Source organism: Roseateles sp. GW821-FHT09G09, from assembly GCF_059415965.1.
Window position 1 is genome coordinate 199,148 of sequence record NZ_JBWKOG010000005.1, and the last position, 22,464, is coordinate 221,611.

Genomic DNA, 22,464 nt, shown 5'->3' on the forward strand with positions numbered 1-22,464 from the left:
GCCGGGCCAGCCGCGGGAGCCGCCCCTCCTCAGATCAGGGGACGGCCGGCATCGCCGACTGCGTGACCGGGGGCGCCGAAGGGGACGCGGCCGGCGTGGCCTTGGGCGACCGTCCCGCCGCATCGCCGTCGCCGCTGTCGCCCCGGTCCCGGCCCTGGCGACGCTGAAGTTCATGCCAGCCGTCCAGGCCGCCGTCCAGCGCCAGCACCCGCGGGTGACCGCGCTTGAGGAGCTCGTGCGCACCCTGGATGGCGGAGACCTCGTTCGGGCAGTTGCAGTAGAGGACCAGCAGGCGATCGTCGGGCAGTTGCGCCGCGTACTCCGGCAGGCGGGTCAGCGGGATGTTGAGCGCGCCCGGTAGCGTGCGCGGATCGGCGGCACGGCCGGGGTCGCTGCGCACGTCGATGAAGAGCGGCGCCATGTCCTGCTCGCAGAGCGCGGCGGCGTCCTCGACGCTGATGCGTTCGACTTCGCCTTGCAGCTTCGCCATCTGGCGACGACGCCGCCAGCGGTTGCCGACCAGGAGCGCGAGCACCGCGACGATCGCGGCCACCGCGAACATGCCGGCGTTGGAGAGGAAGTCCAGCACGTCCTGGATCTGGTCGCTGAAGATCAGTCCGAGACCGAGGAAACACGCCGTCCAGACCAGCCCGGCGACGGCGTCGTAGGCGATGAAGCGCCGCCAGCCCATGCCGAGCGCGCCGGCCATGGGCGCCGCGACGACCGAGATGCCGGGCAGGAATTTCGCGGCCAGCAGCGAGCTGCCGCCCCATCGGGCGATGAGGCTTTCGCTCTGGCGGACGCAGACGTCGGGCGAGAGCGAGACGCGGCACAACAGGCGCAGCACCCGGTGGCCGTAGCTGCGGCCGGCGATGAACCAGATCGCGTCGCCCAGGACGTTGGCGAGCACCGCCGCCACGACCAGCGACACCGCCGACAGCCGCCCGGCGGCGGCCAGTCCGCCCGCCACCACCAGCAGCGGCGCCGCGGGCACGGGCGCACCGATGCGCGCGGCCAGCGTCACGAGGAAGACTAGCAGGAAGTCGTGTTGGATCAGCAGGTCGATCAGGGCGCGCATGCGCCGCATTGTCGCGGCTGCGGAGGACACCCGTCGGCGGTGGGGCGATTCTTTCCGCCGGCCAGGACCGCCGTACAGGGCCGCCGTACAGGGCCGCCGTACAGGGCCGCAGTCAGGACCGCTGTCAGGACACCAGCCGGGGCGCCTTCGGCCGGGCGACGAAGGCGAACTGCACCCACTTCGTCTCCTCGAGCCGCCGGCCGAAGAGCCGGAAGGCCAGCCGGCGCTTGAGCGAGGCGGTGTACCACTGCTCGTTGATGCCCTGGACGCTGAGCACCTCATAGCCGCACTCGTCGAACATGCGCAGCGCGCTGGTGCGGGTGAAGAAGCGCAGGTGCGTCCGGTCGCGGACGCCGCAGGGCTCGTAGCGGAAGTCGCGGTCGTGGACCAGCGGCCAGATCGTGTCGATGTGCAGCAGGTTGGGCAGCGAGGCCACCACGACGCCGCCAGGCGCCAGGAGCGGCGCGGCGTGGTTGAGCGCCTCCCAGGGGTCGGGCATGTGCTCGAGCACGTCGTTGAAGGAGATGACGTCGAAGTGCGCCTCGGGCAGCGTCAGGGCGGGGCCGAAGAAACCCTGCATGACCTGGTCCAGATGGGCGGTGGCGCGCTCCGCGGCGCCGGCATCGGGCTCGACGCCCCAGACCTCCATGCCGGGGTGCGCCTGCTTGACGGCCTCTCCGAAGGCACCGGTGTTGCAGCCGACGTCCAGCAGGCGTTGGCAGTCCTTCGGCAGGAAGGCCAGCATCTCGCGGCGAGCGGCGTGCGGATAGTCGAATCGGGCCAGGGGACTGGCGGTACGGAGAGCCGGCATCGATACCTCCTCGGCACCCGCCACGAGCACCGCGACGGTGCGGAAGCATAGTCAGATGCGGACCCGCTCGACATCCTTTTCTTGCGGGACAGGGTACTCCCGACCGCCCGGGTTCAGAACACGGGATGAGCCGCGCGCAGGGACATGCGCCCGGGGGAGACCGCGACGCCGCCCGGCGATGCTTGACGCGCGGCGGCCGCCTCCGCAGGGCCGTCATGGCCGTCATTGCCGGTGCGGAAGACCGCGACCGCACCGACCATCTCGGCCGCCTGCTGCCGCATGCTGTCGGCGGCGGCGGCGCTCTCCTCGACCAGGGCGGCGTTCTGCTGCGTGGCCCGGTCCATCTGGGTGATGGCCTCGCCGACCTGCGTGACGCCGACGCTCTGCTCGGCGCTGGCGACGCTGATCTCGCCGACGATGTCGGAGACGCGGCGGATCGCGCCGACGACTTCGGTCATCGTCGCGCCGGCCTGGTCCACCAGCCCGGTGCCCTGCTCGACGCGGGCGACGCTGTCGCCGATGAGCTGCTTGATCTCCTTGGCCGCGCCGGCGGACCGGCTCGCCAGGCTGCGCACCTCCGAGGCCACGACCGCGAAGCCGCGGCCCTGCTCGCCGGCCCGCGCGGCCTCGACCGCCGCATTCAGCGCCAGGATGTTGGTCTGGAAGGCGATGCCGTCGATGACGCCGATGATGTCGGCGATGCGACGGCTGCTGTCGTTGATGCCGCGCATCGTCTCGACGACCTGGCCCACCACTTCACCGCCGCGGACGGCGACGTCGCTGGCGTTGCGCGCCAGCTGGTTGGCCTGCTGGGCGTTGTCCGCGTTCTGGCGCACGGTGGCGCTGAGCTGTTCCATCGACGCGGCGGTCTCCTCGATCGCGGAGGCCTGTTCCTCGGTGCGCGCGGACAGGTCGTTGTTGCCCTGGGCGATCTGGGTGCTGGCGATCGCGATCTGGTCGGCGGAGCCGCGCACCTGGCCGATCAGCGCGACCAGTTGCGACTGCATCGCCCCCATCGACGCGAGCACACTGTTCGCAGGGGCCTGCGCGGCACCCTCGACCGGACGCAGGTCGCCTTCGGCGATGCGGTGGGCGGCAGCGGCGAGTTGTGCCGGCTCGGTGCCGAGCGCCATCGTCAGGCGGCGCGTGATCAGCCAGCCCAGGCCCACGGCGACGGCGACGGCGCCCAGGCTGATCAGCGACATCCACCAGCGCTGTGACTGGTATTGCGCGGTGGACGCGGCGGCCACCTCGTCACCGGCCTTGAGGGCGTAGTCGTTGTACTCCCGCACCGAGGCCAGCAGCTTCACCAGCAGGGGTCGGCAGTCCTGGGTCATGGCCGCCATCGCCTCGTCGCGCCTGCCCGCGGCAGCCAGATCGACGATGTGCGCAGCCACCGGGCCGTAGCGGTCTTCGACCTCGACGATGCGACCCAGCAGCTCCCGCTCGCGGGGCGTGGCGTCAGGCGCCGCCGCGACCGCATCGCGCAGCTGGCGCAGGTGCAGACCGAGCGCCGCATGCGCGTCGAGCGCCATCTTCTTCGAGGCTTCGAGGTCGTCCGCGTCTTTCACGATGACCATGTCGCGCACGCCGATGGCGCGGCGGTTGGCGTCGATGCGGATATCCACCGCCATCGACTCGCGCGCATCGATGCCGTGGACGAACCCGTTGAAGCGCGCATCCGCGCCCGCCAGGTTGAGCAGGGAGAAGACGCTGACCAGCACGACAGCTGCCACGAGGGTGGCAAACGCAAGCATCAATTGCTTCTTGATCGAAAGACCGTTCATGGTCTGCCTCAGGAGTAGATGGAAAGGAAACGCTTGCTCTTGAAAGCAGCGCATGGCCTTCCTCAGTCATCGACGCCAGCAAACCGGTGCGAGAAGAATTGCCGCAAAACCGCATCGGATGACTCGTGCCTGTCAGTCCGAGCCCGATCGGCGCCCGCCATCGCAGGGGGCGTGGCGGTGGGGGACGGCGTCCGCCGCCGTCCCGCCGATTCAGAACGAGGTCCAGTCGTCGTCGCCCACCAGCGCGGGTGCGGCCACGGCCTTCGCGGGCGCGGCGGGCGGCCGGACCACGTGCAGGTCCGGCGTCGGCGCTGAACGCCGCTGTGGCGCAGGCGTGGCCGCGACGACGCGCACCTTCGGGCGCGAGCCGACCGACGCGGGCGAAGAGGCCGCCCTGGACGGCGATGCCGACACCGGAGCGGTCCTTGCAGACGCTCCGCGCTGGAGCGTCGACACCCGCGTCACGGACTGCGCATCGGCGCGAACCGGTGTTCGCGCCGACGTCGCCGGGGCCGGCATGTCGTCGCCGGTCCGGAAGACCGCCACGGCGCCCACCATGTCGTTGGCCTGCTGCTTCATGCTGTCGGCGGCGGCGGCGCTTTCCTCGACCAGGGCGGCGTTCTGCTGCGTGGCCCGGTCCATCTGGGTGATGGCTTCGCCGACCTGCGTGACGCCGGCGCTCTGTTCGACGCTGGCGGCACTGATCTCGCCGACGATGTCGGAGACGCGGCGGATCGCGCCGACGACTTCGGTCATCGTCGCGCCGGCCTGGTCCACCAGCCCGGTGCCCTGCTCGACGCGGGCGACACTATCGCCGATGAGCTGCTTGATCTCCTTGGCCGCGCCGGCGGACCGGCTCGCCAGGCTGCGCACCTCCGAGGCCACGACCGCGAAGCCGCGGCCCTGCTCGCCGGCCCGCGCGGCCTCGACCGCCGCGTTCAGCGCCAGGATGTTGGTCTGGAAGGCGATGCCGTCGATGACGCCGATGATGTCGGCGATGCGGCGGCTGCTGTCGTTGATGCCTCGCATCGTCTCGACGACCTGGCCCACCACTTCACCGCCGCGGACGGCGACGTCGCTGGCGTTGCGCGCCAGCTGGTTGGCCTGCTGGGCGTTGTCCGCGTTCTGGCGCACGGTGGCGCTGAGCTGTTCCATCGACGCGGCGGTCTCCTCGATCGCGGAGGCCTGTTCCTCGGTGCGCGCGGACAGGTCGTTGTTGCCCTGGGCGATCTGGGTGCTGGCCATCGCGATCTGGTCGGCGGAGCCGCGCACCTGACCGATCAGCGCGACCAGTTGCGACTGCATCAGGCCCATCGAGGCGAGCACGCTGTCGGCGGGCGCCGAGGCGGCGCCTTCGACCGGGCGCAGGTCGCCGTCGGCGATGCGGTGGGCGGCGTCGGCCAGTTGCGCCGGCTCGGTGCCGAGCGCCTTCATCAGGCGACGCGTGATCACCCACCCGAGACCGATCGCCAGGCCGACGGCGGCCAGGCTGATCAGGGTCATCCACCAACGCTGCGCCTGGTACTGGGCGGTGGCGGCGGCGGCCACCTCGTCGCCGACCTTGTCGGCGTGGTCGGCATACTCCCGCGCCGCCTTCAACAGCGCCGCCAGCAGCGGGCGGCAATCCCGGGTCATGGTCTCCATCGCCTCGTCGCGCTTGCCCGCGGCAGCCAGATCGACGATGTGCGCGGCGACCGGGCCGTACTTGGTTTCCACCTCGACGATGCGGGCCAGCAGTTCCCGCTCCCGCGGGCTGGCGTCGGGCGCGGCGGCGACGGCATCGCTCAGCCGCTTCAGATCCGCGCCGATCGCGGCATGCGCGTCGAGCGCCATCTTCTTCGACGCCTCCAGGTCGGCCGCTTCCTTGACCACCACCATGTCGCGCACGCCGATGGCGCGGCGGTTGGCGTCGATGCGGACGTCGACGGCCATCGACTCGCGTTCGTTGATGCCGTGGACGAAGCCGCTGAAGCGCGCATCCGCGCCGGCAAGGTTGCGCAAGGCGACGACGCTGACCAGCACCACCGTCGCGACCAGCGCGGCGAAGGCGAACATCAGCTGCTTCTTGACCGAAAGAGCATTCATGACCTGTTCCTGAAGAGGCGTAGAAACAGTCGAAATGCTACTTTTGAAACCAGTCGTACGAATATGTCACTCCCGCCGCGACGTGACGCAGTGCGGGATCGGTTTTCCGACCCCCCGCATTCGCGGGGAGGCACGCCGTGACGATGATCACGAGCGGCGGGTTTCTCCGATGGCGTCCGGGGATTCCCGTTTCATCGCGCCGTGACAGGCGTGTGTCAGGACCGCCTCCATCGGCCCCGCTCGAGCGGTGCCGCGCAGGGCGTTCTCTCCGCCGGCCAGCGCGAAGCGCTCCATGCGAACGCCACGGTGATCAACGGCGCCGGCGGCGTGATCCGCGGCGCCAGCGATTCGGTGATCCACATCGGCGGCCTGGGCGGCAGCGGCAGGCTGGTCCGCAGCAAGGCGACCAGCGCCTGGGCGCCGCCGGCGCACTCGCGCTGAACGGCGGCACGCTGAAGCTGACCGCGCGCCGGCAGTCGCCACCCGTCAGCGCATCGCCACCGGCGCCCAGAAGATGTAATCCGCCTGGTAGTCGACGACCTGCTTCTGCCCGACGCCCGAGGCGTCGCAGGCCGTCTGCGGCGCGACACCGCCCCGGGTGGCCACGCGCTGGATGTGGCTCACGCCCTGCATGGCGCCCATGCCGACGGCGGGATTCGCCTTCACCAGCTGCAGCGGGATGCTGCCCGTCGCCGCCGGCGCCACCGCGACCTGCGTGCCGGTGACCTTGGAGCCGTCGCGGGCTTCCCAGGTCGCGGGCGGTCCGTAGTACTTCCCGACCACGGTGCTGCGCCGGTCGCTCAAGGTCGCGTCAGGGCCGACGAACGCCCACTCGGCCTGTCCCGCCATGTCCTTCTTCGCGCGGCACTCGTAGGTGATCTTGCCGACGCCGACGGTCTCCAACGCCACCTTGTGGCCGTCCGGCACCTGCACGGCGGCCGGCAGGCCCGCTTGGGAGAACGTCGGCGCGGTCGAGCCCGACGGACCGGTCGTGGCACAGGCGCCGAGCAGCGCCACCGGCGCCAGCAGGGCCAGGACGGACTTCGTGCGGGGATTCTGGGCATTCAGCGGGGTCATCGCAGCTCCTCGTAGGTGGGCGGCGAGGCCGGAATGCCCCACCGATGACGCTGTACGCAAACGCCGTCTTAACGGATTCGTTTTCCGCGAAAAAGGTTCGCGCGCGGTCTGCGCTACGATCAGCCGATAGACCGTGAGCCTGTCATCCCGAAGTCTTCGCTTCGTCTCTCCTGTCGGAAGCCGTGCAAGTCCTCGCCTTGATTGCTTGGCGAATCTGTTCGCACCGCATGTCGCGGAGCGAGATCGGAGGAGGAGCACCATGCCTGTCCCACAAACCCTCGACGAGCTCCGTGCTTCGTTGCGGCAGAGTGTCGATGCGCTCCAGCGGCGTCAGGCCAATGAGATTCCGGAAAAGCTGATCGACCGTCTGGTCGATCTGGACTGGCTGGAATGGCATGGCGGCGGCCTTCGATTGACCACCACCGGGACCAACGTCCATCGCCAGGAACTGGCCCGGATTCGCGCAATGGCGGAAACGTCAGGCTCATCGATCACCCCCAACCTATCGGAGGCCGATATCGCTACCCCCAACTACTCATACGAAAAACGCCAACGCGAGCTGGCCAAGAAAAAGAAGAAGGAAGAAAAGGCCCATCGCAAGGCCAGCGGCGCAGGTTCGGACGCGCCGCCGGACGACGTGAACAACGCCGCCGGCACCGTCGGCGAAGCCGCCCCGGCCGAGGACAAGGCCCCCGGTCAGGCCTGAGCAACCGGGGCCGACCCCGGCGGGGCCGTCACCCGCACTGCCCCACGAACCCGCACGCGGTGCAGAACTCGCACCCGTCGCGGTGGATGAGCGTGGCGTTGCCGCACTCGGGACACTGCTTGCCGGCCATCGCCACGATGCCGCCGGCCTCCGAGGCGGCGCGCACCGCGACGGCGCCCTTCAGCGGCGCCTGCTGCATCAGGCCCATGTCGACGAGCGGATAAGCGCTCTCGTCCAGCACGCCCAGCATCGCGTAGCGATGGATGACCAGACGCGCGACATACGCGACCGTCGACGGCCACACCTGCTGCCGTCTTTCCCCCGACAGCGTCGGCACCGGCGCCATGAAATGGCCCAGCGGCTCGCCCACGTTGAGCAGCTTGCGCAGCTTCATGCCGATCCAGCCCGGGTCGAGCACCCGCATGTCCAGCGACAGCAGGCGCGCCAATCCATCGAGCGCCTTCGGATAGTTGCCTGAGAAGCCCATCGCGCAGGGCCGCGTGACGCTGCCGCCGTCGGGCGTGGGCAGGCTGACTTCCTTGAGCGTCAAGGTGAACAGCTCGCCGGTGGCGGGGTTGTCCACGTCGACCGCCCACGCCAGCGTGCCGGCCGTGCCGGTGCGCGGCTCCTCGCGCGAGAACATCGCATCGAGCACCGGCGTCGGACCGCCTTCCTGCAGCGCGCCGAGCTGCTCGCAGCGCCAGCGGATCACCGCCGCCGTCGCCGCGACCACGCCCGGGAACAGCCGCGGCTCGCCCTGCGGCGGCATCGGCATCTCGAAGGCGCGTTCCTCGGCGACGGTCGCCAGCGCGTCGAGCTTCAGCCGCAGCCAGGCGGCGTCGTTGGCGCGCAGGTCCATCGACAGCGTCTTCGCCAGCGCGCCGAGGCCGCGCGGCTGTTCCGCGCCGTTGACCCAGACCTCGAAGGGCAGCGTGCGGCCGAAGAGGCCCGCATCCGGCCCCTCCGCCGGCAGCTCGCCGACGAAGAGCGCGAAGTCGCCATGCGGGTGGCGGATCATCGTGGACCAGGCGGGATTGCCGCCGGGCATCTCCGGCCGGCTCGGCCAGCGCAGCGAGGCGAGCACCGGCTTGGGCAGACGCTCGACGCGCAGCCGCTGGTTGGGGCCGATGTCGGCCTTCAGCGGCTCGGGCTTGGCGATCGGCTCGACGCTGAGCACCGCGCCGAGCACGCTGTTCGGGCGGTAGGTCGCGAGGCCCTTGAGCCCGCTCTTCCAGGCCAGCCGGTAGAGGTCCTGGAAGTCGCCGTAGGGGTAGTCCGCGGGGACGTTGACGGTCTTGGAAATCGAGGTATCGACGTAGGGAGCGACGGCCGCGACCATCGCCTCGTGGTCCGACGCCTGCAGCTCGAGCGCGGTGATGAAGGCGTCGGTCAGTGGTGCGTCGGCGCCGAACAGGTGCCGGTAGAGCCGCCAGGCATGGTCCTCGACGGCGTACTCCTTGAAGGAGTTGTCGGGCATCCGCTTCCTGCGGGTGTAGCTCCACGAGAACGCGGGCTCGATGCCGTTGCTGGCGTTGTCGGCGAAGGCCAGCGAGATCGTGCCGGTGGGCGCGATCGACAGCAGGTGCGAGTTGCGCAGGCCCTGCGCGCGGATCTTGTCCTTCAGCCACGGCGGCAGCCGCGAGGCGAAGTTGCCGCCCGACAGGTAGAGATCGGCGTTGAAGAGCGGGAAGGCGCCGCGCTCGATCGCGAGGTCGGCGGAGGCTTCATAGGCGGCGTCGCGCATGATCTCGCTGATGCGCCGCGCCATCGCGCGAGCGGGCTCGCCGTCGTAGCGCAGGCCGAGCATCACCAGCGTGTCGCCCAGGCCCGTGAAGCCCAGCCCCACGCGGCGCTTGTTGGCGGCCTCGCGCGCCTGCTGGGGCAACGGCCACGGCGTCACGTCGAGCACGTTGTCGAGCATGCGGGTGGCGGTCTTGCAGATGTCGGAGAACCCGGCCTCGTCGAATGAGGCCTTCGCCACGAACGCGTCCTTGACGAAGACCGTCAGGTCGATCGAGCCGAGGCAGCAGCAGCCGTAGGAGGGGAGCGGCTGCTCGGCGCACGGATTCGTCGCGCTGATCGACTCGCAGTAATGCAGGTTGTTGTCCGCGTTGATCCGATCCAGGAACAGCACCCCCGGCTCCGCGTGGTCGTAGGTGGAGCGCATGACCTGGTCCCACAGCTTGCGCGCCCGCATCCGGCGGTAGACCCACAGTCCGTCCGCCCGCTGCGTCGCGCCGGCCGCGCGCTGCTTGTCGCCCGGCGCCGCCCTGTGCACGAGCTCGATGTCCGCGTCCGCCTCCACCGCCTCCATGAACGCGTCGGTCACGCCGACCGAGATGTTGAAGTTCTTCAGGTCGCCCTGGTCCTTGGCGTGGATGAACGCCTCGATGTCGGGATGGTCGCAGCGCAGCACGCCCATCTGCGCGCCGCGCCGCGAGCCGGCCGATTCCACCGTCTCGCAGCTGCGGTCGAACACCCGCATGTAGCTCACCGGCCCCGACGCGCTCGACTGCGTCGACTTCACGTACGCGCCCTGCGGCCGGATCCGGGAGAAGTCATACCCGACGCCGCCGCCGCGCCGCATCGTCTCCGCCGCCTCGGTCAGCGCCGTGTAGATGCCGGGATGACCGTCCTCTTCCTCCGCGATCGCGTCGCCCACCGGCTGCACGAAGCAGTTGATCAAGGTCGCCGACAGCCCCGTCCCCGCCGCCGAGGCGATCCGTCCCGCCGGCACGAAACCGCGCCGCTGCGCCTCCAGGAACTGCGCCTCCCAGTGGGCGCGGTGCTCCGGCGACTCCGCCGCCGCCAGCGCGCGCGCCACCCGCGCCCGTACCTCCTCGAGGCTGCGCTCGCCGCCCTTGGCGTATTTCTCCAGCAGCACCTCGGCGCTGATGTCCTGCGGCGGCAGCGTCTCCGCGGTCGCCTGGGGCAGCAGGCGCTGCAACGGCATCGCGGCTGCGGGAAGGTTCTTCTGGGTCATGCGCGGGTCTCCGTCAACGGGGCTCGGACCATCCTAGTCCCGGCCTCCCCGCCGCCACCGCCCGCTCATCGGCTCGTCACCAAACTGGCTTCAGCGTGTCCACCGGTAAGCACGCACTTGCGCTCCACACACCATTTGATGCGAGTGCAACGGCGTTTCCCCGGGTTCGTCCCATGGTTTGGTCGTATAGCGGACGCTATTCTTTTCCGTTATGACTGTTGATAAGGTCTTGCGCTCCAGCCCCGGTACCCTGGGCGATCTGGAACAAGGCTGCGCCGAAGCCCGCCGTCTCATCCTGGACGGCCAACTCGACGCAGCCCGTTCGCGTCTGGACGAGTTGCGCAAGATCCACGGCGACGACCACGCGCCGATGCAGGAAACCTTCAGCGCGCTGGCCGAGGCGCACGGCGACTACAACGTGGCCCTCGCCCACTTCAAGCGCTTCCATGTGCTGGCCATCGAGTCCGGCGCGTCCTCGCCGCTGGCCTCGCGCGACCAGTTGCTCGCGCGGCTGGTCGAGCGCCAGCAGCACAATTCCCCGGACATGGCCTGGTGCCTGGTCGCACTGGGCGCGGCACGGGCGCCCGCCGGCGCGCTGCCGCACATGCTGCGCCAGCAATGCCGCGCGCAGGACGTGCTCGCCCTCGGGCAGGGCGAGGCGATGCTCATGCTGCTGCACGACGTCGACCTGCCCACCGGCCGCAAGGTCTGCGAGCGCTTCCGCGCGGTGTGGATGCAGCAGCAGCCGACCGCCGGCCCGCTCAGCATGGGCCTCACCGCCTGGCGCGGTCCGGGCGATACCGGCAGCGGCCTGCTGGGCCGCGCGGAACAGGCGCTCGCGCGCAGCCAGCGCGAAGGCGCGCCGCTGCGCACCGGCTGAACCGGCTGGAGCGGTTGAGCGCCGGCCTCGCCCTCGCGGACCCCGCCGTCGGCGGCCTTCCGCGATCCAAGCTCAGAACGGATTGATCGACTTCTCGCGCCGGTAGTGCACGTAGCCGACGCTCGCGCCCGCGCGCAGCCCCACGCCCAGCCGGATCGGCGCCAGCGTGATGCCGTCGGCGCGCTGGTAGTTCACGCCCGCGCCGCCGATGTAGTACAGGCTGCCGTCCACGCCGGGGAAGCGGCGGTAGATCGCGCTCGCCTTGGGCAGCTTGTAGACCAGCGTGAACACCTTCGAGGCATTGCCGCCGACGTCGAAGCCCACCGACGGGCCCGCCCAGTAGACACTGCTGCCGCCGCCGCGCTTCATGATGAGCGAGCCTTCGCCGTAGCGCAGGCCCACCGTCAGCGCGCCGCTGGCTTCCTGGCCCTTGATGTAGGCGTTCGGGCGGCCCTGGTCCTTGAAGGCCTTCTCGATCACCTTGGCCAGGCCCTCGGTCGTCTCGCCGAAGAAATCGGTCGCCGCCTTCAGCACCGAATCCTCGTCGTAGGTGTCGTCCTCGTTGTCGGCGGCCAGCGCCGGCAGCGCGGCCAGTCCGGGCGGCAGCACCAGCCCGGCGGCGGCATAGCGGCCCAGCCGTCCCAGCGCGTCGCGGCGCGCCCGCATCGTCGGCGCCTCGCTGAGATCGATCAGCCCCTCGGTCGAAATGTCTTGACGGTCCATGTGCATCTCCGGGTATGTCTGGATGGCGTGGGATTCTGGCGTCGCCCCCGCCGGGCCTGGTCGGACGGCAAAAAGAATGCCCGCCCTGCGAACCGATGGATGCTACCCGTCGTCGTGACAAACGGTGCGCGCAGCGTCGCGGCACGCCGATACACTCCCTCCACGCCGTCAAGAGGGAACCGGTTTCCAGAACAAGGAGCGGCGATGCATGCAAAACGCAGTCGTGACAAGAGTGCATCAAGGAGGACATGCAGTGAGCAGTGACCTGCCCCGTCTGGCGCGAGCGCTGGAGTACCTGGACATGGCGTCGGCGCTTTACGTGGCCGGCGGCGCGGACCACTCCGCGCAGTTGCTGGCCGCCGCCGGCGAGCGGCTGCTCGGCGACCTGGCGCGCCTGATCCAGTCCCCCGAGCACGGCCATGAGGTCCAGCAGTTGCTGGGCCGGCTCACCCAGGCCCATGTGCCGTCGCAGGTGCCGGAGGTGCCCAGCCACCACCAGTCCCGCCAGCTCCAGGCGATGCTGTCGCGCTCGGAGTCGCCCGAATCGACCGAGCTCCGGCAGGCCACGTCCGCGCTGCTGCGCGCCTCGTGGTACCTGCTGGAAACCATGGGCCTGGAACCGCTGGCGCCGTCGCGCCTGCACCAGGCGATCGAGAAGAGCACGATCTACGCCGAGCTCTGAAGCCCGGTCCACGCCCGACGACACCATGAGCGCCGAACGCCGTCACTTCTCCCGCATCGCCTTCGCCAGTCCGGCGCAGTTGGTGACGGTCGAGCAACGCCTGCCGGTGCAGGTGCTGGACCTGTCGCTCAAGGGCGCGCTGCTGTTGCTGCCGCCCGGCTCGGGCGTCGAGCCCGGTGCGCTGTGCCTGCTGGATCTGCCGCTGGCGCCGCATGACGGTCGCATCACGATGGCGGCGCAGCTGGCGCACGTGGAAGGCGATCGCGTCGGGCTGCTCTGCCTGGGCATCGACATCGAGAGCATCACCCACCTGCGCCGCGTGATCGAGTTGAACCTCGGCGACGCGACGCTGGTCGAGCGCGACCTCAAGGCGCTGGTCGCGTCCTGACCCTCTTGCTCCCTCTCCCGCTTGCGGGAGAGGGAGTTAGACCGATTCACGCGGCGATGAACTTCCTCAGCACCGCGAAGGCCGCGACCGGATCGTCGCGCCACGCGCCGTGGCCAACCCCGGGGAACCGCGCCAGCTGACGCCACTGCGCCGGCAGCGCGTCGTGGATCTCCAGCGCGTCCTCGAGCGGGCAGACCGGGTCGTCCTCGCCGACCATCACCAGTACCGGGCACTGCGCCTTCTCCAGCCCCTTCAGGAGGCCGAGGTCCTGCTTCTCGCCGCTGACGAAGTGCAGCAGGATGTCCAGGTTCACCAGCGTGCGACCGCTTGCCTCAGGATCGGCCGCCGGCTGCGTGTTGTAGAGGTGGCGCACGCCGCTCCAGTAGGCCTCGAAGGTCTCCCGCGTCGGGCGGCTCCAGAAGGCCTCGGCCAGCGCGCGGGCCTCGGGTCCGCCGCGCCGCTCGAAGGCATCGAGCTTGCGCGCCAGCCCCATGTGGTGCGAGGTGCTCGACAGGATCACCTTGGCCGCATGGCCCGGATGCCGCGCGATGTAGCGCTGCGCGACGAAACCGCCGAAGGACTGGCCCAGCACGATCGGCTTCTCGATGCCCAGCGCGTCGCTGAGGCGCACGATGTCGTCGGCCCACATGTCCAGCGTCCATTCGGACGGCGGACGCGGATCGCTGCGGCCGTGGCCGCGGTGGTCGTAGTAGACGATCTGCGCGAGGTCCGCCAACTGGCTGAACGCCGGCTTGAACGCCGCATGGTCGAAGCCCGGCCCGCCATGCATGCAGATCAGCGTCGGCTTCTCCCGCATCCGTGCCCCGTCCGGCACCAGGCCGGGTCCCTCGACGTCCACGAACAGGCGGGCGCCGTTTCCGATATGGATCTTCATGGGCGGGAAGTATGCCGCCTCCGACCGCGGGACTTCGGTCCGGCGAGGGGCGGACTCGTCCCGCCCTGTCCGGCTTCGTCGCACGCGCTGGCAAGGCGTCCGTGAGGCGGACAGAATCCCGCCCATGTCCGATGCGCTCCCCGCCACGCCCGCAGACCTCCCTTCCCAACCCCGCGGCTCGGCGCGGGACGCCGCGCTGCAGCTCTTCAACCTGCGCATGATCGCGGCCTGCTTCTACTTCTGCCTCGCGATGGCGGGCGCGCGTTCGCTGACCTGGCTGACGCAGGACGACAGCATCGCCGGCTGGCTCATGGAGTGGCTGCGCTTCACCCGCCAGACCCTGCTGACGGCACTGAGCGTGCTGGCCGCGCTGGCGCTGGCGGAAGCCCTGCTCGCGCGCAGCACGCTGCGCTGGCCCCTGGCCGTGCGCGCGGTCGCGGTGGCTGTCGGCGCGACGGTCGGCACGCTGCTGCGTTACAAGGTCGCCAACCTGGGCGATCCGGCGGCGCCGCTGCATTGGGACTGGCTGGCCTCGACGATGGCCCTGTGGCTGGTGCTGGGCGGCTTCTTCGCCGCGCTGCTGCACGGCGTGCGCGAGGAGCGCAGCGCCCAGGCCAGGCTCGCGGAACTGGCGCGCCAGCACGACCGCCTCCAGGCGCAGCAGATGGAGGCCCAGTTCTCCGCGCTGAACGCGCAGATCGAACCCCATTTCCTCTTCAACACGCTCGCCAACGTCAAGCGCCTCTACGAGACCGCGCCCGAGCGCGGCCGCGACATGATGGGCAGCCTGATCGCCTACCTGCGCGCGGCGCTGCCGAGCATGCGCCAAGGCATGTCCACGCTCGGCCAGGAACTCGAGCTGGCGCGCAGCTACCTGACCATCCTGCAGATGCGCATGGGCGAGCGGCTGCGCTTCGAGATCGAGGCCGACGCCGCGCTCTTCGCGACGCCGCTGCCCCCGATGGTGCTGCCGACGCTGGTCGAGAACGCGATCAAGCACGGCCTGTCCCCGCTGCCCGAGGGCGGCCGCATCGACATCACCGCACGACGCGACCCCGACGGCGGCGCGCTGCTGCTGGAGGTGCGCGACACCGGCCAGGGCTTCGCCGCGAGCGGCGGCAGCGGCGTGGGCCTGGCCAACACCCGCGCGCGACTGATGGCGATGTTCGGGCGCCAGGCGTGGCTGGAGCTGGAGGCGGCGGCACCGCGCGGCGTCGTCGCGCGGGTGCGCGTGCCCCTCGCGGGCGGTGCGGGCAACGGCACGGGCAACGGCACGGGCGGCGGCATGGGCCGCGCCCCGGGCGACGCCGCCGCGGGGCTGTCCACCGCGACCGGCACCGCTGGAGCCGCCGGAGCCACCACGTGACCGTGCGCGAACCCGTCGCCCACCTCTGGCACTCGTGGCGCTCCCTGCGCCTGGAGGAGTTGTCCTGGTTCCTGCTGATCGGCGTGTTCTACGGGCTGGTGGATGCGTCGTCGATCTTCTACGTGATGGACGACGCGCGCTGGCCGGCGGCGCTCGCCAACCAGATGCTGACGCCGTTGATGGTGTCGCTGGTGCTGCTGCTGACCTGGCTGCCGGCCTCGCGCAGCGCGCCCGAGAACCGGTGGCGCGTCGCGCGGCTGGCCGCGGCGGTGCTGCTCGGATCGGTGCTGGCCAAGCTGGTCTACGACCAGTTGATGCCGATGCTCGGGCTGCCTTCCATCGCCGAACTCGCGCGCGCCCGCAAGTGCGACATGCCGTGCCAGCCGGTGGGCTGGGTCAACTTCATCGGCGACTGCCTGTCGGTCTGCGTCACCGCCAGCCTGTCGGTGGCCTGGTACGAGATGGCGATGCGCCGCCGCCGCACCCGCGCCAAGGTGGAGGCGCTGCTGCGCGAGCAGAGCGCGATGCAGCGCGACGCCGTCGCCGCGCGGCTGGCGGCGCTGCAGGCGCAGGTGGAGCCGCAGTTCCTGTTCGACACCCTGGTCGACATCGAACGCGCCTACGAACGCGCCGACCGCGAAGCCCCCGAGCAGATGGAACGGCTGATCCGGCATCTGCGCGTGGCCTTGCCCCGGCTGCGCGACAGCGGCGTGACGCTGGCGTCCGAGGCGGTGCTGCTGGACAGCTACCTCGCCGTGGTCGCCGGACGCCATCGCCGGCTGCTGAGCCTGTCGACCGAGTGGTCGGCGTGGCTGGCCACGCGGCCGCTGCCGCCGATGCTGCTGCTGCCGCTGGCGCAGCTGATGCTGCGCGACACCACGCGCCTGCCGTCGCAAGCCCGCCTGAGCGCGCAGGAAACGCCCGGCGGCGGGCTGCGGCTGAGCCTGTCGTTCGACCGCGGCGGGCTGGGCGGCGAGGAAGCGGCGCTGCACGCGCTCGGTGAGCGGCTGGAACGCCTCGAACGCGCCCCCGGCGCGCCGGCGCCGCGACTGCAGTGCCGCAGCAATGCCGAGGACACCGAATTCACCTTGGAGCTGCCCGCATGAGCTTTCATTCCGCTGCCGCGACGGCCGTCGTCGCCGAGGACGAAGAGACGCTGCGCCACGAACTGATCGAACGGCTGGAACAGCTCTGGCCCGAACTGACGATCGTCGGCGAGGCGGCCGACGGCGTGCAGGCGCTGCGCCTGCTGCACGAGGTCAAGCCGGACGTGCTCTTCCTCGATATCGAGATGCCGGGCGCCACCGGCCTGGACGTGGCGCGGCAGGTGCAAGGGCGATCGCACGTCGTGTTCGTCACCGCCTACGACCAGTACGCCGTCGCCGCCTTCGACGAGGGCGCTGTGGACTACCTGCTCAAGCCGCTCGAGCCCGCGCGGCTGTTCACCGCGATCCAGCGCATCAAGCAGCGCCTGGCGGGTCCGCCCGCCGACCTGAGCGCGGTGCTGAGCCAGCTCGGCGCGCAGGCGGGCGCGACCACGAAGCGCCAGTACCTGCGCTGGATCAACGCGTCGGTCGGGCAGACGCTCAAGCTGATCACCGTCGACGAGGTGCTGTACTTCCAGTCGGACACCAAGTACACCCGCGTCGCCACGCGCCAGGGCGAGGCGCTGATCCGCAAGCCGCTCAAGGAACTGGTCGAGGAACTCGATCCGCAGCAGTTCTGGCAGATCCACCGCTCCACGCTGGTCAACGCGGCGGCAGTCGCCGGCGTGTCGCGCGATTTCCGCGGCCGCATGCAGGTCAAGCTCAAGGAGAGCGAGGACGCGCTCATCGTCGCGGAGAGCTACACGCATCTGTTCCGGCAGATGTAGCCTGCAACGGCCGCTGGCCCTCACCCCTACCCTCTCCCGCAAGCGGGAGAGGGAGCAAGAGGAGCCAGCGCAACGAATGGAACCGTTCGGACTCCCTCTCCCGCTTGCGGGAGAGGGCGGGGGTGAGGGCCAGCGGCGGCGGCAGTACCGAACCCCCGGCGCATGTCGCGCACATGACCTCGCGGGCACTGGGCCGCTCCCACAATCGTCCGCAAACGACGGGGAGACAGCCATGGCCATAGCCGCCGCCACCACCACCATTGAACACACGCACACCCGGATCTGCCCGCTGTGCGAAGCCTGCTGCGGCCTTGAGATCCGCACCCGCACGTCCGCCAAGGGCACCGCGATCGTGTCCGTCCGCGGCAACGACGCGGACCCGTTCAGCCACGGCTACCTCTGCCCCAAGGGCGTCGCGCTCAAGGACCTGCATGAGGACCCCGACCGCCTGCGCCAGCCGGTGCGCCGACGCGCGGACCGCTCCGGCTTCGACCCCATCGGCTGGGACGAGGCCTTCGAGGAGATCGCCCGCCGCCTGCCGCCCTTGCGCGAGCAGTTCGGCGCCGACGCCGTCGCGCTGACGATCGGCAATCCGGCGTCGCACAAGATCGGCCTGTTCAGCTACTTCCCGCACCTGGCGCGCGCGCTGGGGACGCGCAACCTGTTCTCCGCCTCGACGCTGGACCAGATGCCCAAGCAGCTCGCCTGCGGGCTGATGTACGGCCACTGGCTCAGCGTCCCGGTGCCGGACCTGCCGCGCACCGACCTGTTCATCTGCCTCGGCGCCAATCCGATGGTCAGCAACGGCAGCCTGTGGACCAGCCCCGACTACCGCGGCAAGGCCAAGGCGATGCGCGCGCGGGGCGGGCGCATCATCGTCATCGATCCGCGCCGCACCGAGACCGCGCAGGCCGCCGACGAGCACCTCGCGATCCGCCCCGGCGGCGACGTCTTCCTGCTGCTGGGCCTGCTGCACACGGTGTTCGAGGAAGGCCTCGTGACGCTCGGCCGCATGGCCGACCACGTCGAAGGCCTGGACGCGCTGCACGCCGCCGTCGCCGACTTCCCTCCCGAACGCGGCGCGGCGCACTGCGGCATCCCCGCGGACGCGCAACGGCGGCTCGCGCGCGAGTTCGCCACGACGCCCAAGGCGGTGCTCTACGGCCGCTTCGGCACCTGCACGCAACGTTTCGGTTCGCTGAACAGCTGGCTGATCGATGCGCTCAACATCGTCACCGGCCACTTCGACACCGAGGGCGGCCTGATGTTCCCGAAGGCCGCGGCTTTCGCCGCCAACACGATGGGCCGACCCGGCCAGGGCAAGGGCGTGACGACCGGCCGCCGCCACAGTCGCGTCGGCAAGGCGTCCGAGGTGATGGGCGAGTTCCCCCTCAGCTGTCTGGCCGAGGAAATCGAGACCCCCGGCCAGGGCCAGGTCCACGCGCTGATCACGGTGGCCTGCAACCCGGTGCTGTCCTCGCCGAACGGCGCGCGGCTCGCCCGTGCGCTCGACGGCCTGGACTTCATGGTCAGCCTGGACCCGTACATCAATGAGACCAGCCGGCACGCCGACCTGATCCTGCCGCCGCCGTCCCCGCTGGAGGACTGGCACTACGACATGGTGTTCGCGCAGCTGTCCTGGCGCAATCACGCGCGCTGGTCCGGCCCGGTGATGCCGACGGACGCCGACGCAGGCGGCGACGCGGACGCCTCGTCCGACAGGTCGACCAGCAGGCCGTCCCCCGGGCCGTCCACCAAGACGTCCACCACGCCGTCCGAAGCGCCGCGCCCCGAGTGGCAGACCCTGCTGCGACTGGCCGCGATCGTCGCCGGCCAACCCGCCGACGCGGATCTGCAGGCCTTCGACGACGCGGCCCTGCGCGCCGAGCTCAAGCGCCAGACCGGCGATCACGCCGAAGCCGTCTTCGCGATGCTGGACGGCGGCGCCGGCCCGGCGCGCTGGCTCGACCTGGCCCTGCGCTCGGGCCCGTACGGCGACGGCTTCGGCGCCAGGCCGGACGGCCTGACGTTGAAGCAGGTGCGCGCCGCGCCTAACGGCATCGACCTCGGCGAGCTGCAGCCTCGCATCCCCGAGGTCCTGCGCACCCCCTCGGGCCGCATCGAACTGGCGCCGCCCGCGCTGCTGGCGGACCTCGTGCACGCGGATGCCGCCCTGCGCCATCCGACCGGCGACGAGCTGCTGCTGATCGGCCGGCGCGAGACCCGCAGCAACAACAGCTGGATGCACAACCTGCCGGTGCTGGCGAAGGGCCGGGACCGCTGCACGCTGCTGGTCCATCCCGACGACGCGGCGCGCGCGGGCCTGGCGGACGGCCAGTCCGCCCGCCTGAGCAACGCGCGCGGCAGCCTCATCGCGCCGATCACCGTCAGCGCCGACATGCGGCCGGGCGTGGTGAGCCTGCCGCACGGCTGGGGGCATGACCTCACCGGCAGCCGGCTCTCGGTCGCGGCCCGGCATCCGGGCGTGAACATGAACCTGCTGCTCGACGACGAGGCGCGCGACCCGATCTCCGGCACCTCGGTGCTCAGCGGAATTCCCGTGCGCCTGAGCGCGGCGGCGGCGTGAGCAGGCTGTCCGGCACACCGGCCGCCGGCCGGGTCGGGAACCGTCCCGCCAGCACGCCGCTGACCAGTTCGAGGTGGTGCATGAGTTCCCACTGCTTGCTCAACGCCCGCGTCGGTACGGTGCCCTCGATCAGGCCGGCGAGGTAGCGCCGCACCGCCTCCGTGGGGCCGAAGGAGACATCGGTCCGGTCCAGCGCTGCATGGAAGGCCAGCAGCGACTGGCGGAAGCGGGCGTCCGCGCCACCCTCCTCGACCCCGAAACGTCCGCCCATGAAGTGCTCGATCCAGAACTCGCCGGTGGCGGGCGCGGTGCGCAGGCAGCTGAGCCGGAAGGCCGCGAGCCTCGACGACAGTTCCGGCGCCTCGGGGCGCGACGGCAGCGTCGTGTAGTCCGAGAACCCGGCCAGCCCGTCACGGCCGAAGGTCAATGCGCGATCGGTGAACAGGTGCCGCTCGCTGACCCGCAGCTCCGGGTTCTCCGGCAGCCGCCGGTCCTCGACCCAGACGCATCCCGCCGCGCCCGCCGCCGCGCGCGCCGACGGCGTGGGCTCGATGTCCTTGAAGAAGACCATGCGCACCTGGGCGCCGCCGAGCAGCGCCATCACTTCGGGCAAAGGCGGCGCGTCGGGCCCGACGACGATTCCCAGCGGCCTCGATCCGAACAGCTGCACGAAGCGCCGCAGCACGGCCGGTGTCATGGACGGGCCGAGCATCAGGGTCGGATGGATCCATTGCCGCCTGGGCAGCGAGGTGAACAGCTGGCGACCCCATTCCAGCGATTGCGCCGGCGGCAGCAGTTCGAAGTCCTGACGAACCGGGTTGATCACCAGCCAGACCTGGAGCCGATGCGTCTCGCAGGCTTCGAGCGTGTGGCGCACCGAGGTCGTCGCCTGGCGCACCGGCTCCAGCACCGGCTGCAGGCGCCCTTCCGATCCGAGCACCGGCGCGAGGTGCCGCAAGGCCAGCACCTCCTTCTGTTTGCCATGGAGATAAGGAAAGTACATCGGCTCGGCCTCCGCTTTGCTCATTGAGGGAGGCGCGATGATGAGGAGCGATGGCTGATCCGTCAGCAGCGATTGCCTCCATGTGTGAGCCAAGTCAAAGGACTTGCAAAAATGCTCGAAAGCGACGAGTTCAGATCGCACCGCCCACGGGGGAGCCGACACTGATGCGCCCCTTTTTCCGGGGCAGGCGTCGCGGCAAGAAAAAAGGACCGCCGCGGCGGTCCTTCGAGGAGAGCAAAGGCCGGCCGGGGCCGGGGACGAGGCTCAGGGGCTGTCCTTGGCCTTGGACTGCGACTGGCCCATCGCGGCCAGGTCGGCTTCGCTGATGATCTCCATCGCGCGCACGACCTTCTGGACGCCGCGCACGCCGCGCGCGATCTCGGTGGCGCGGTTGGCTTCGCGCTCGGTCACGCGACCCATGATGTAGACGTTGCCGCGTTCGACCACCACATAGAACGCGTTCGAGATCAGATCCTTCGCATCGACCAGGCTGGCCTTGACCTTGGCCGCGATGGCGACGTCGTTGGCACGGCTGGACAGCGAACTCAGCATGCCGACGCCCACTTCATTGAGCACGGTGCTGACGTTCTCGACGCCCTGCGCGATGCGCTCGACGGCGGCCTTGTCCTCATCGTTGCGGGTCTCGCCGGTCAGCAGCACCATGCGGTTGTAGCTGTTGACGCTGATGTGCACGCGATCGCCGAGCTGCTCGCGGATGCGGTTGGAGGTCTTGAGCTCGATGCCCTGGTCCTCGAGCTGCGTGCCGGAGGTGCGGCGGTCGGTCGCCACGAGCGCGCCGCTCACCGCGGCGCCGCCCACGATCAGCGGCACGCAGGCGGTCTGCAGCAGGCTGCCGCCGAGCGCGGCGGCGAGGATCAGGCGGCGGGTCCAACGGGTCTGGGTCATCGGGAGGTCCTTCGAGGTCGGGAGGGAGGTCGTCGGCATCGCCGTCGGGTTCAAGGTCATTCGCCCGCGCCGAGCAGCTGCAGGTCGATCGCGTCGCTGAGGCAGTGGGAGAGCAGCCGGTGCGCCTCCGCCACCCGCGCGAAGCGGCTGTGCGGCACGCGCAGCTGCACGTCGGTGTCGAGCAGCGTGCCGCGCCACTCGTCGTCCTGCGTGCCGCTGAGCACGATCACGCTCATCTCCTGGCCGTGCGCCACCTGCAGCAGCGCGGCGGCGGCGCCGCTGGCCTGGGCTTCGAAGAGCAGCAGCAGATCGCCCGGATGGCCGAAGGTCTGGATCTGGCGCATCAGCGCCGACGCCGGATCGGCGTAGCCCTGCGCCTGCGCGTCCAGCGCCAGCGCGGCCAGGCCGGGGCGTTCCTGCTCGAAGCGGCCGGACAGCAGCGAGGCCATGTAGGTCGCGTCCGCGGCCGAGATGCCCAGGCCCGCGCTCAGCACGCGCCCGCCGCCCGTCAGCGCGTCCACCATCATCTGCGCCGCGACCGCCAGCGGGCGCGACAGGCCCTCGGCGATCTGGTACAGCAGGTCCGCGCTTTCGAAGAATTGTTGTTGTATGCGTTGTTCCAACATAGGTGCGG

At 70.7% G+C, this 22,464-nt stretch carries 20 protein-coding genes; 9 read left to right on the plus strand and 11 right to left on the minus strand.

The annotated features are described in order from the left end of the window. Positions 1-34 precede the first annotated feature (34 nt). The 4 genes from AC07O8_RS15055 to AC07O8_RS15070 all read right to left on the minus strand — a co-directional run bounded on the left by AC07O8_RS15055 (position 35) and on the right by AC07O8_RS15070 (position 5,761). On the minus strand, positions 35-1,078 hold the full coding sequence (locus tag AC07O8_RS15055; protein ID WP_495048793.1) for a VTT domain-containing protein: 1,044 nt from the start codon (positions 1,076-1,078) through the stop codon (positions 35-37). Positions 1,079-1,202: 124 nt separating this feature from the next. Then, positions 1,203-1,889 (minus strand): class I SAM-dependent methyltransferase, encoded by a 687-nt coding sequence (locus AC07O8_RS15060; RefSeq protein ID WP_495048794.1) that lies wholly within the window; start codon positions 1,887-1,889, stop codon positions 1,203-1,205. Positions 1,890-2,002: 113 nt separating this feature from the next. Beyond that, positions 2,003-3,646, minus strand: a complete 1,644-nt coding sequence (locus AC07O8_RS15065) for a methyl-accepting chemotaxis protein (protein WP_495048795.1) — start codon at positions 3,644-3,646, stop codon at positions 2,003-2,005. 240 nt (positions 3,647-3,886) lie between these two features. Next, a complete protein-coding gene (locus tag AC07O8_RS15070; RefSeq protein ID WP_495048796.1) occupies positions 3,887-5,761 on the minus strand; it encodes a methyl-accepting chemotaxis protein in 1,875 nt (624 codons plus the stop codon). A gap of 201 nt (positions 5,762-5,962) precedes the next feature. On the opposite strand from AC07O8_RS15070, the gene AC07O8_RS15075 reads away from it, so the two are divergent. Beyond that, entirely contained in the window at positions 5,963-6,202 is a 240-nt protein-coding gene (locus AC07O8_RS15075) for a hypothetical protein (protein ID WP_495048797.1), read from the plus strand. Positions 6,203-6,247: 45 nt separating this feature from the next. On the opposite strand, the gene AC07O8_RS15080 is transcribed toward AC07O8_RS15075, so the two are convergent. Then, positions 6,248-6,838 (minus strand): DUF3455 domain-containing protein, encoded by a 591-nt coding sequence (locus AC07O8_RS15080; RefSeq protein ID WP_495048798.1) that lies wholly within the window; start codon positions 6,836-6,838, stop codon positions 6,248-6,250. 259 nt (positions 6,839-7,097) lie between these two features. Here AC07O8_RS15080 and AC07O8_RS15085 point away from each other — a divergent pair, with 259 nt between their 5' ends. Further along, positions 7,098-7,544 carry a hypothetical protein gene (locus AC07O8_RS15085; protein WP_495048799.1) on the plus strand — a complete coding sequence of 149 codons (447 nt, stop codon included), beginning with the start codon at positions 7,098-7,100 and terminating at the stop codon, positions 7,542-7,544. 28 nt (positions 7,545-7,572) lie between these two features. On the opposite strand, the gene AC07O8_RS15090 is transcribed toward AC07O8_RS15085, so the two are convergent. Beyond that, complete coding sequence (locus tag AC07O8_RS15090; RefSeq protein ID WP_495049102.1) at positions 7,573-10,497, minus strand: adenosylcobalamin-dependent ribonucleoside-diphosphate reductase; 2,925 nt, start codon at positions 10,495-10,497, stop codon at positions 7,573-7,575. A 241-nt stretch (positions 10,498-10,738) separates the two neighbouring features. Here AC07O8_RS15090 and AC07O8_RS15095 point away from each other — a divergent pair, with 241 nt between their 5' ends. Next, positions 10,739-11,407, plus strand: a complete 669-nt coding sequence (locus tag AC07O8_RS15095; RefSeq protein WP_495048800.1) for a GGDEF domain-containing protein — start codon at positions 10,739-10,741, stop codon at positions 11,405-11,407. Positions 11,408-11,479: 72 nt separating this feature from the next. Here the strand turns inward: AC07O8_RS15095 and AC07O8_RS15100 are convergent, their stop codons facing one another. Then, a complete protein-coding gene (locus tag AC07O8_RS15100; RefSeq protein WP_495048801.1) occupies positions 11,480-12,130 on the minus strand; it encodes a DUF1134 domain-containing protein in 651 nt (216 codons plus the stop codon). 253 nt (positions 12,131-12,383) lie between these two features. On the opposite strand from AC07O8_RS15100, the gene AC07O8_RS15105 reads away from it, so the two are divergent. Both AC07O8_RS15105 and AC07O8_RS15110 read left to right on the plus strand, forming a co-directional pair. Continuing rightward, positions 12,384-12,812, plus strand: coding sequence for a hypothetical protein (locus AC07O8_RS15105; protein WP_297530840.1), 429 nt, complete (start codon positions 12,384-12,386; stop codon positions 12,810-12,812). A 25-nt stretch (positions 12,813-12,837) separates the two neighbouring features. Then, a complete protein-coding gene (locus tag AC07O8_RS15110; protein WP_495048802.1) occupies positions 12,838-13,200 on the plus strand; it encodes a PilZ domain-containing protein in 363 nt (120 codons plus the stop codon). A gap of 46 nt (positions 13,201-13,246) precedes the next feature. Here the strand turns inward: AC07O8_RS15110 and AC07O8_RS15115 are convergent, their stop codons facing one another. After that, positions 13,247-14,095 (minus strand): alpha/beta fold hydrolase, encoded by an 849-nt coding sequence (locus tag AC07O8_RS15115; RefSeq protein WP_495048803.1) that lies wholly within the window; start codon positions 14,093-14,095, stop codon positions 13,247-13,249. A gap of 124 nt (positions 14,096-14,219) precedes the next feature. On the opposite strand from AC07O8_RS15115, the gene AC07O8_RS15120 reads away from it, so the two are divergent. The 4 genes from AC07O8_RS15120 to AC07O8_RS15135 all read left to right on the plus strand — a co-directional run bounded on the left by AC07O8_RS15120 (position 14,220) and on the right by AC07O8_RS15135 (position 19,921). Continuing rightward, on the plus strand, positions 14,220-15,461 hold the full coding sequence (locus AC07O8_RS15120) for a sensor histidine kinase (protein WP_495048804.1): 1,242 nt from the start codon (positions 14,220-14,222) through the stop codon (positions 15,459-15,461). Then, positions 15,458-16,567 (plus strand): histidine kinase, encoded by a 1,110-nt coding sequence (locus tag AC07O8_RS15125; RefSeq protein ID WP_495048805.1) that lies wholly within the window; start codon positions 15,458-15,460, stop codon positions 16,565-16,567. The genes AC07O8_RS15120 and AC07O8_RS15125 overlap by 4 nt, the downstream gene beginning before the upstream one ends. Then, positions 16,564-17,334 carry a LytR/AlgR family response regulator transcription factor gene (locus AC07O8_RS15130; protein WP_495048806.1) on the plus strand — a complete coding sequence of 257 codons (771 nt, stop codon included), beginning with the start codon at positions 16,564-16,566 and terminating at the stop codon, positions 17,332-17,334. Before AC07O8_RS15125 ends, AC07O8_RS15130 begins: the two co-directional genes overlap by 4 nt. Before the next feature lie 232 nt (positions 17,335-17,566). Then, on the plus strand, positions 17,567-19,921 hold the full coding sequence (locus AC07O8_RS15135; protein WP_495048807.1) for a molybdopterin-dependent oxidoreductase: 2,355 nt from the start codon (positions 17,567-17,569) through the stop codon (positions 19,919-19,921). Here the strand turns inward: AC07O8_RS15135 and AC07O8_RS15140 are convergent. The 3 genes from AC07O8_RS15140 to AC07O8_RS15150 form a co-directional block, all read right to left on the minus strand. Continuing rightward, positions 19,881-20,948: a sce7725 family protein gene (locus AC07O8_RS15140; protein WP_495048808.1), complete on the minus strand. Its 1,068-nt coding sequence runs from the start codon at positions 20,946-20,948 to the stop codon at positions 19,881-19,883. The two genes, AC07O8_RS15135 and AC07O8_RS15140, sit on opposite strands and share 41 nt — an antisense overlap. Positions 20,949-21,188: 240 nt before the next feature. After that, on the minus strand, positions 21,189-21,830 hold the full coding sequence (locus AC07O8_RS15145; protein ID WP_495048809.1) for a BON domain-containing protein: 642 nt from the start codon (positions 21,828-21,830) through the stop codon (positions 21,189-21,191). A 56-nt stretch (positions 21,831-21,886) separates the two neighbouring features. After that, positions 21,887-22,456, minus strand: coding sequence for an SIS domain-containing protein (locus AC07O8_RS15150; protein ID WP_297530831.1), 570 nt, complete (start codon positions 22,454-22,456; stop codon positions 21,887-21,889). Positions 22,457-22,464 lie beyond the last annotated feature (8 nt).

Bases quoted from the DNA above. Each gene is read 5' to 3' on its own strand.
- AC07O8_RS15090 (WP_495049102.1), bottom strand. From the start codon at position 10,497: ATGCCGTTGCAGCGCCTGCTGCCCCAGGCGACCGCGGAGACGCTGCCG.
- AC07O8_RS15070 (WP_495048796.1), bottom strand. From the start codon at position 5,761: ATGAATGCTCTTTCGGTCAAGAAGCAGCTGATGTTCGCCTTCGCCGCG.
- AC07O8_RS15065 (WP_495048795.1), bottom strand. From the start codon at position 3,646: ATGCTTGCGTTTGCCACCCTCGTGGCAGCTGTCGTGCTGGTCAGCGTC.
- AC07O8_RS15055 (WP_495048793.1), bottom strand. From the start codon at position 1,078: ATGCGCGCCCTGATCGACCTGCTGATCCAACACGACTTCCTGCTAGTC.
- AC07O8_RS15150 (WP_297530831.1), bottom strand. From the start codon at position 22,456: ATGTTGGAACAACGCATACAACAACAATTCTTCGAAAGCGCGGACCTG.
- AC07O8_RS15115 (WP_495048803.1), bottom strand. From the start codon at position 14,095: ATGAAGATCCATATCGGAAACGGCGCCCGCCTGTTCGTGGACGTCGAG.
- AC07O8_RS15080 (WP_495048798.1), bottom strand. From the start codon at position 6,838: ATGACCCCGCTGAATGCCCAGAATCCCCGCACGAAGTCCGTCCTGGCC.
- AC07O8_RS15140 (WP_495048808.1), bottom strand. From the start codon at position 20,948: ATGAGCAAAGCGGAGGCCGAGCCGATGTACTTTCCTTATCTCCATGGC.
- AC07O8_RS15135 (WP_495048807.1), top strand. From the start codon at position 17,567: ATGGCCATAGCCGCCGCCACCACCACCATTGAACACACGCACACCCGG.
- AC07O8_RS15060 (WP_495048794.1), bottom strand. From the start codon at position 1,889: ATGCCGGCTCTCCGTACCGCCAGTCCCCTGGCCCGATTCGACTATCCG.
- AC07O8_RS15095 (WP_495048800.1), top strand. From the start codon at position 10,739: ATGACTGTTGATAAGGTCTTGCGCTCCAGCCCCGGTACCCTGGGCGAT.
- AC07O8_RS15130 (WP_495048806.1), top strand. From the start codon at position 16,564: ATGAGCTTTCATTCCGCTGCCGCGACGGCCGTCGTCGCCGAGGACGAA.
- AC07O8_RS15120 (WP_495048804.1), top strand. From the start codon at position 14,220: ATGTCCGATGCGCTCCCCGCCACGCCCGCAGACCTCCCTTCCCAACCC.
- AC07O8_RS15110 (WP_495048802.1), top strand. From the start codon at position 12,838: ATGAGCGCCGAACGCCGTCACTTCTCCCGCATCGCCTTCGCCAGTCCG.
- AC07O8_RS15100 (WP_495048801.1), bottom strand. From the start codon at position 12,130: ATGGACCGTCAAGACATTTCGACCGAGGGGCTGATCGATCTCAGCGAG.
- AC07O8_RS15145 (WP_495048809.1), bottom strand. From the start codon at position 21,830: ATGACCCAGACCCGTTGGACCCGCCGCCTGATCCTCGCCGCCGCGCTC.
- AC07O8_RS15085 (WP_495048799.1), top strand. From the start codon at position 7,098: ATGCCTGTCCCACAAACCCTCGACGAGCTCCGTGCTTCGTTGCGGCAG.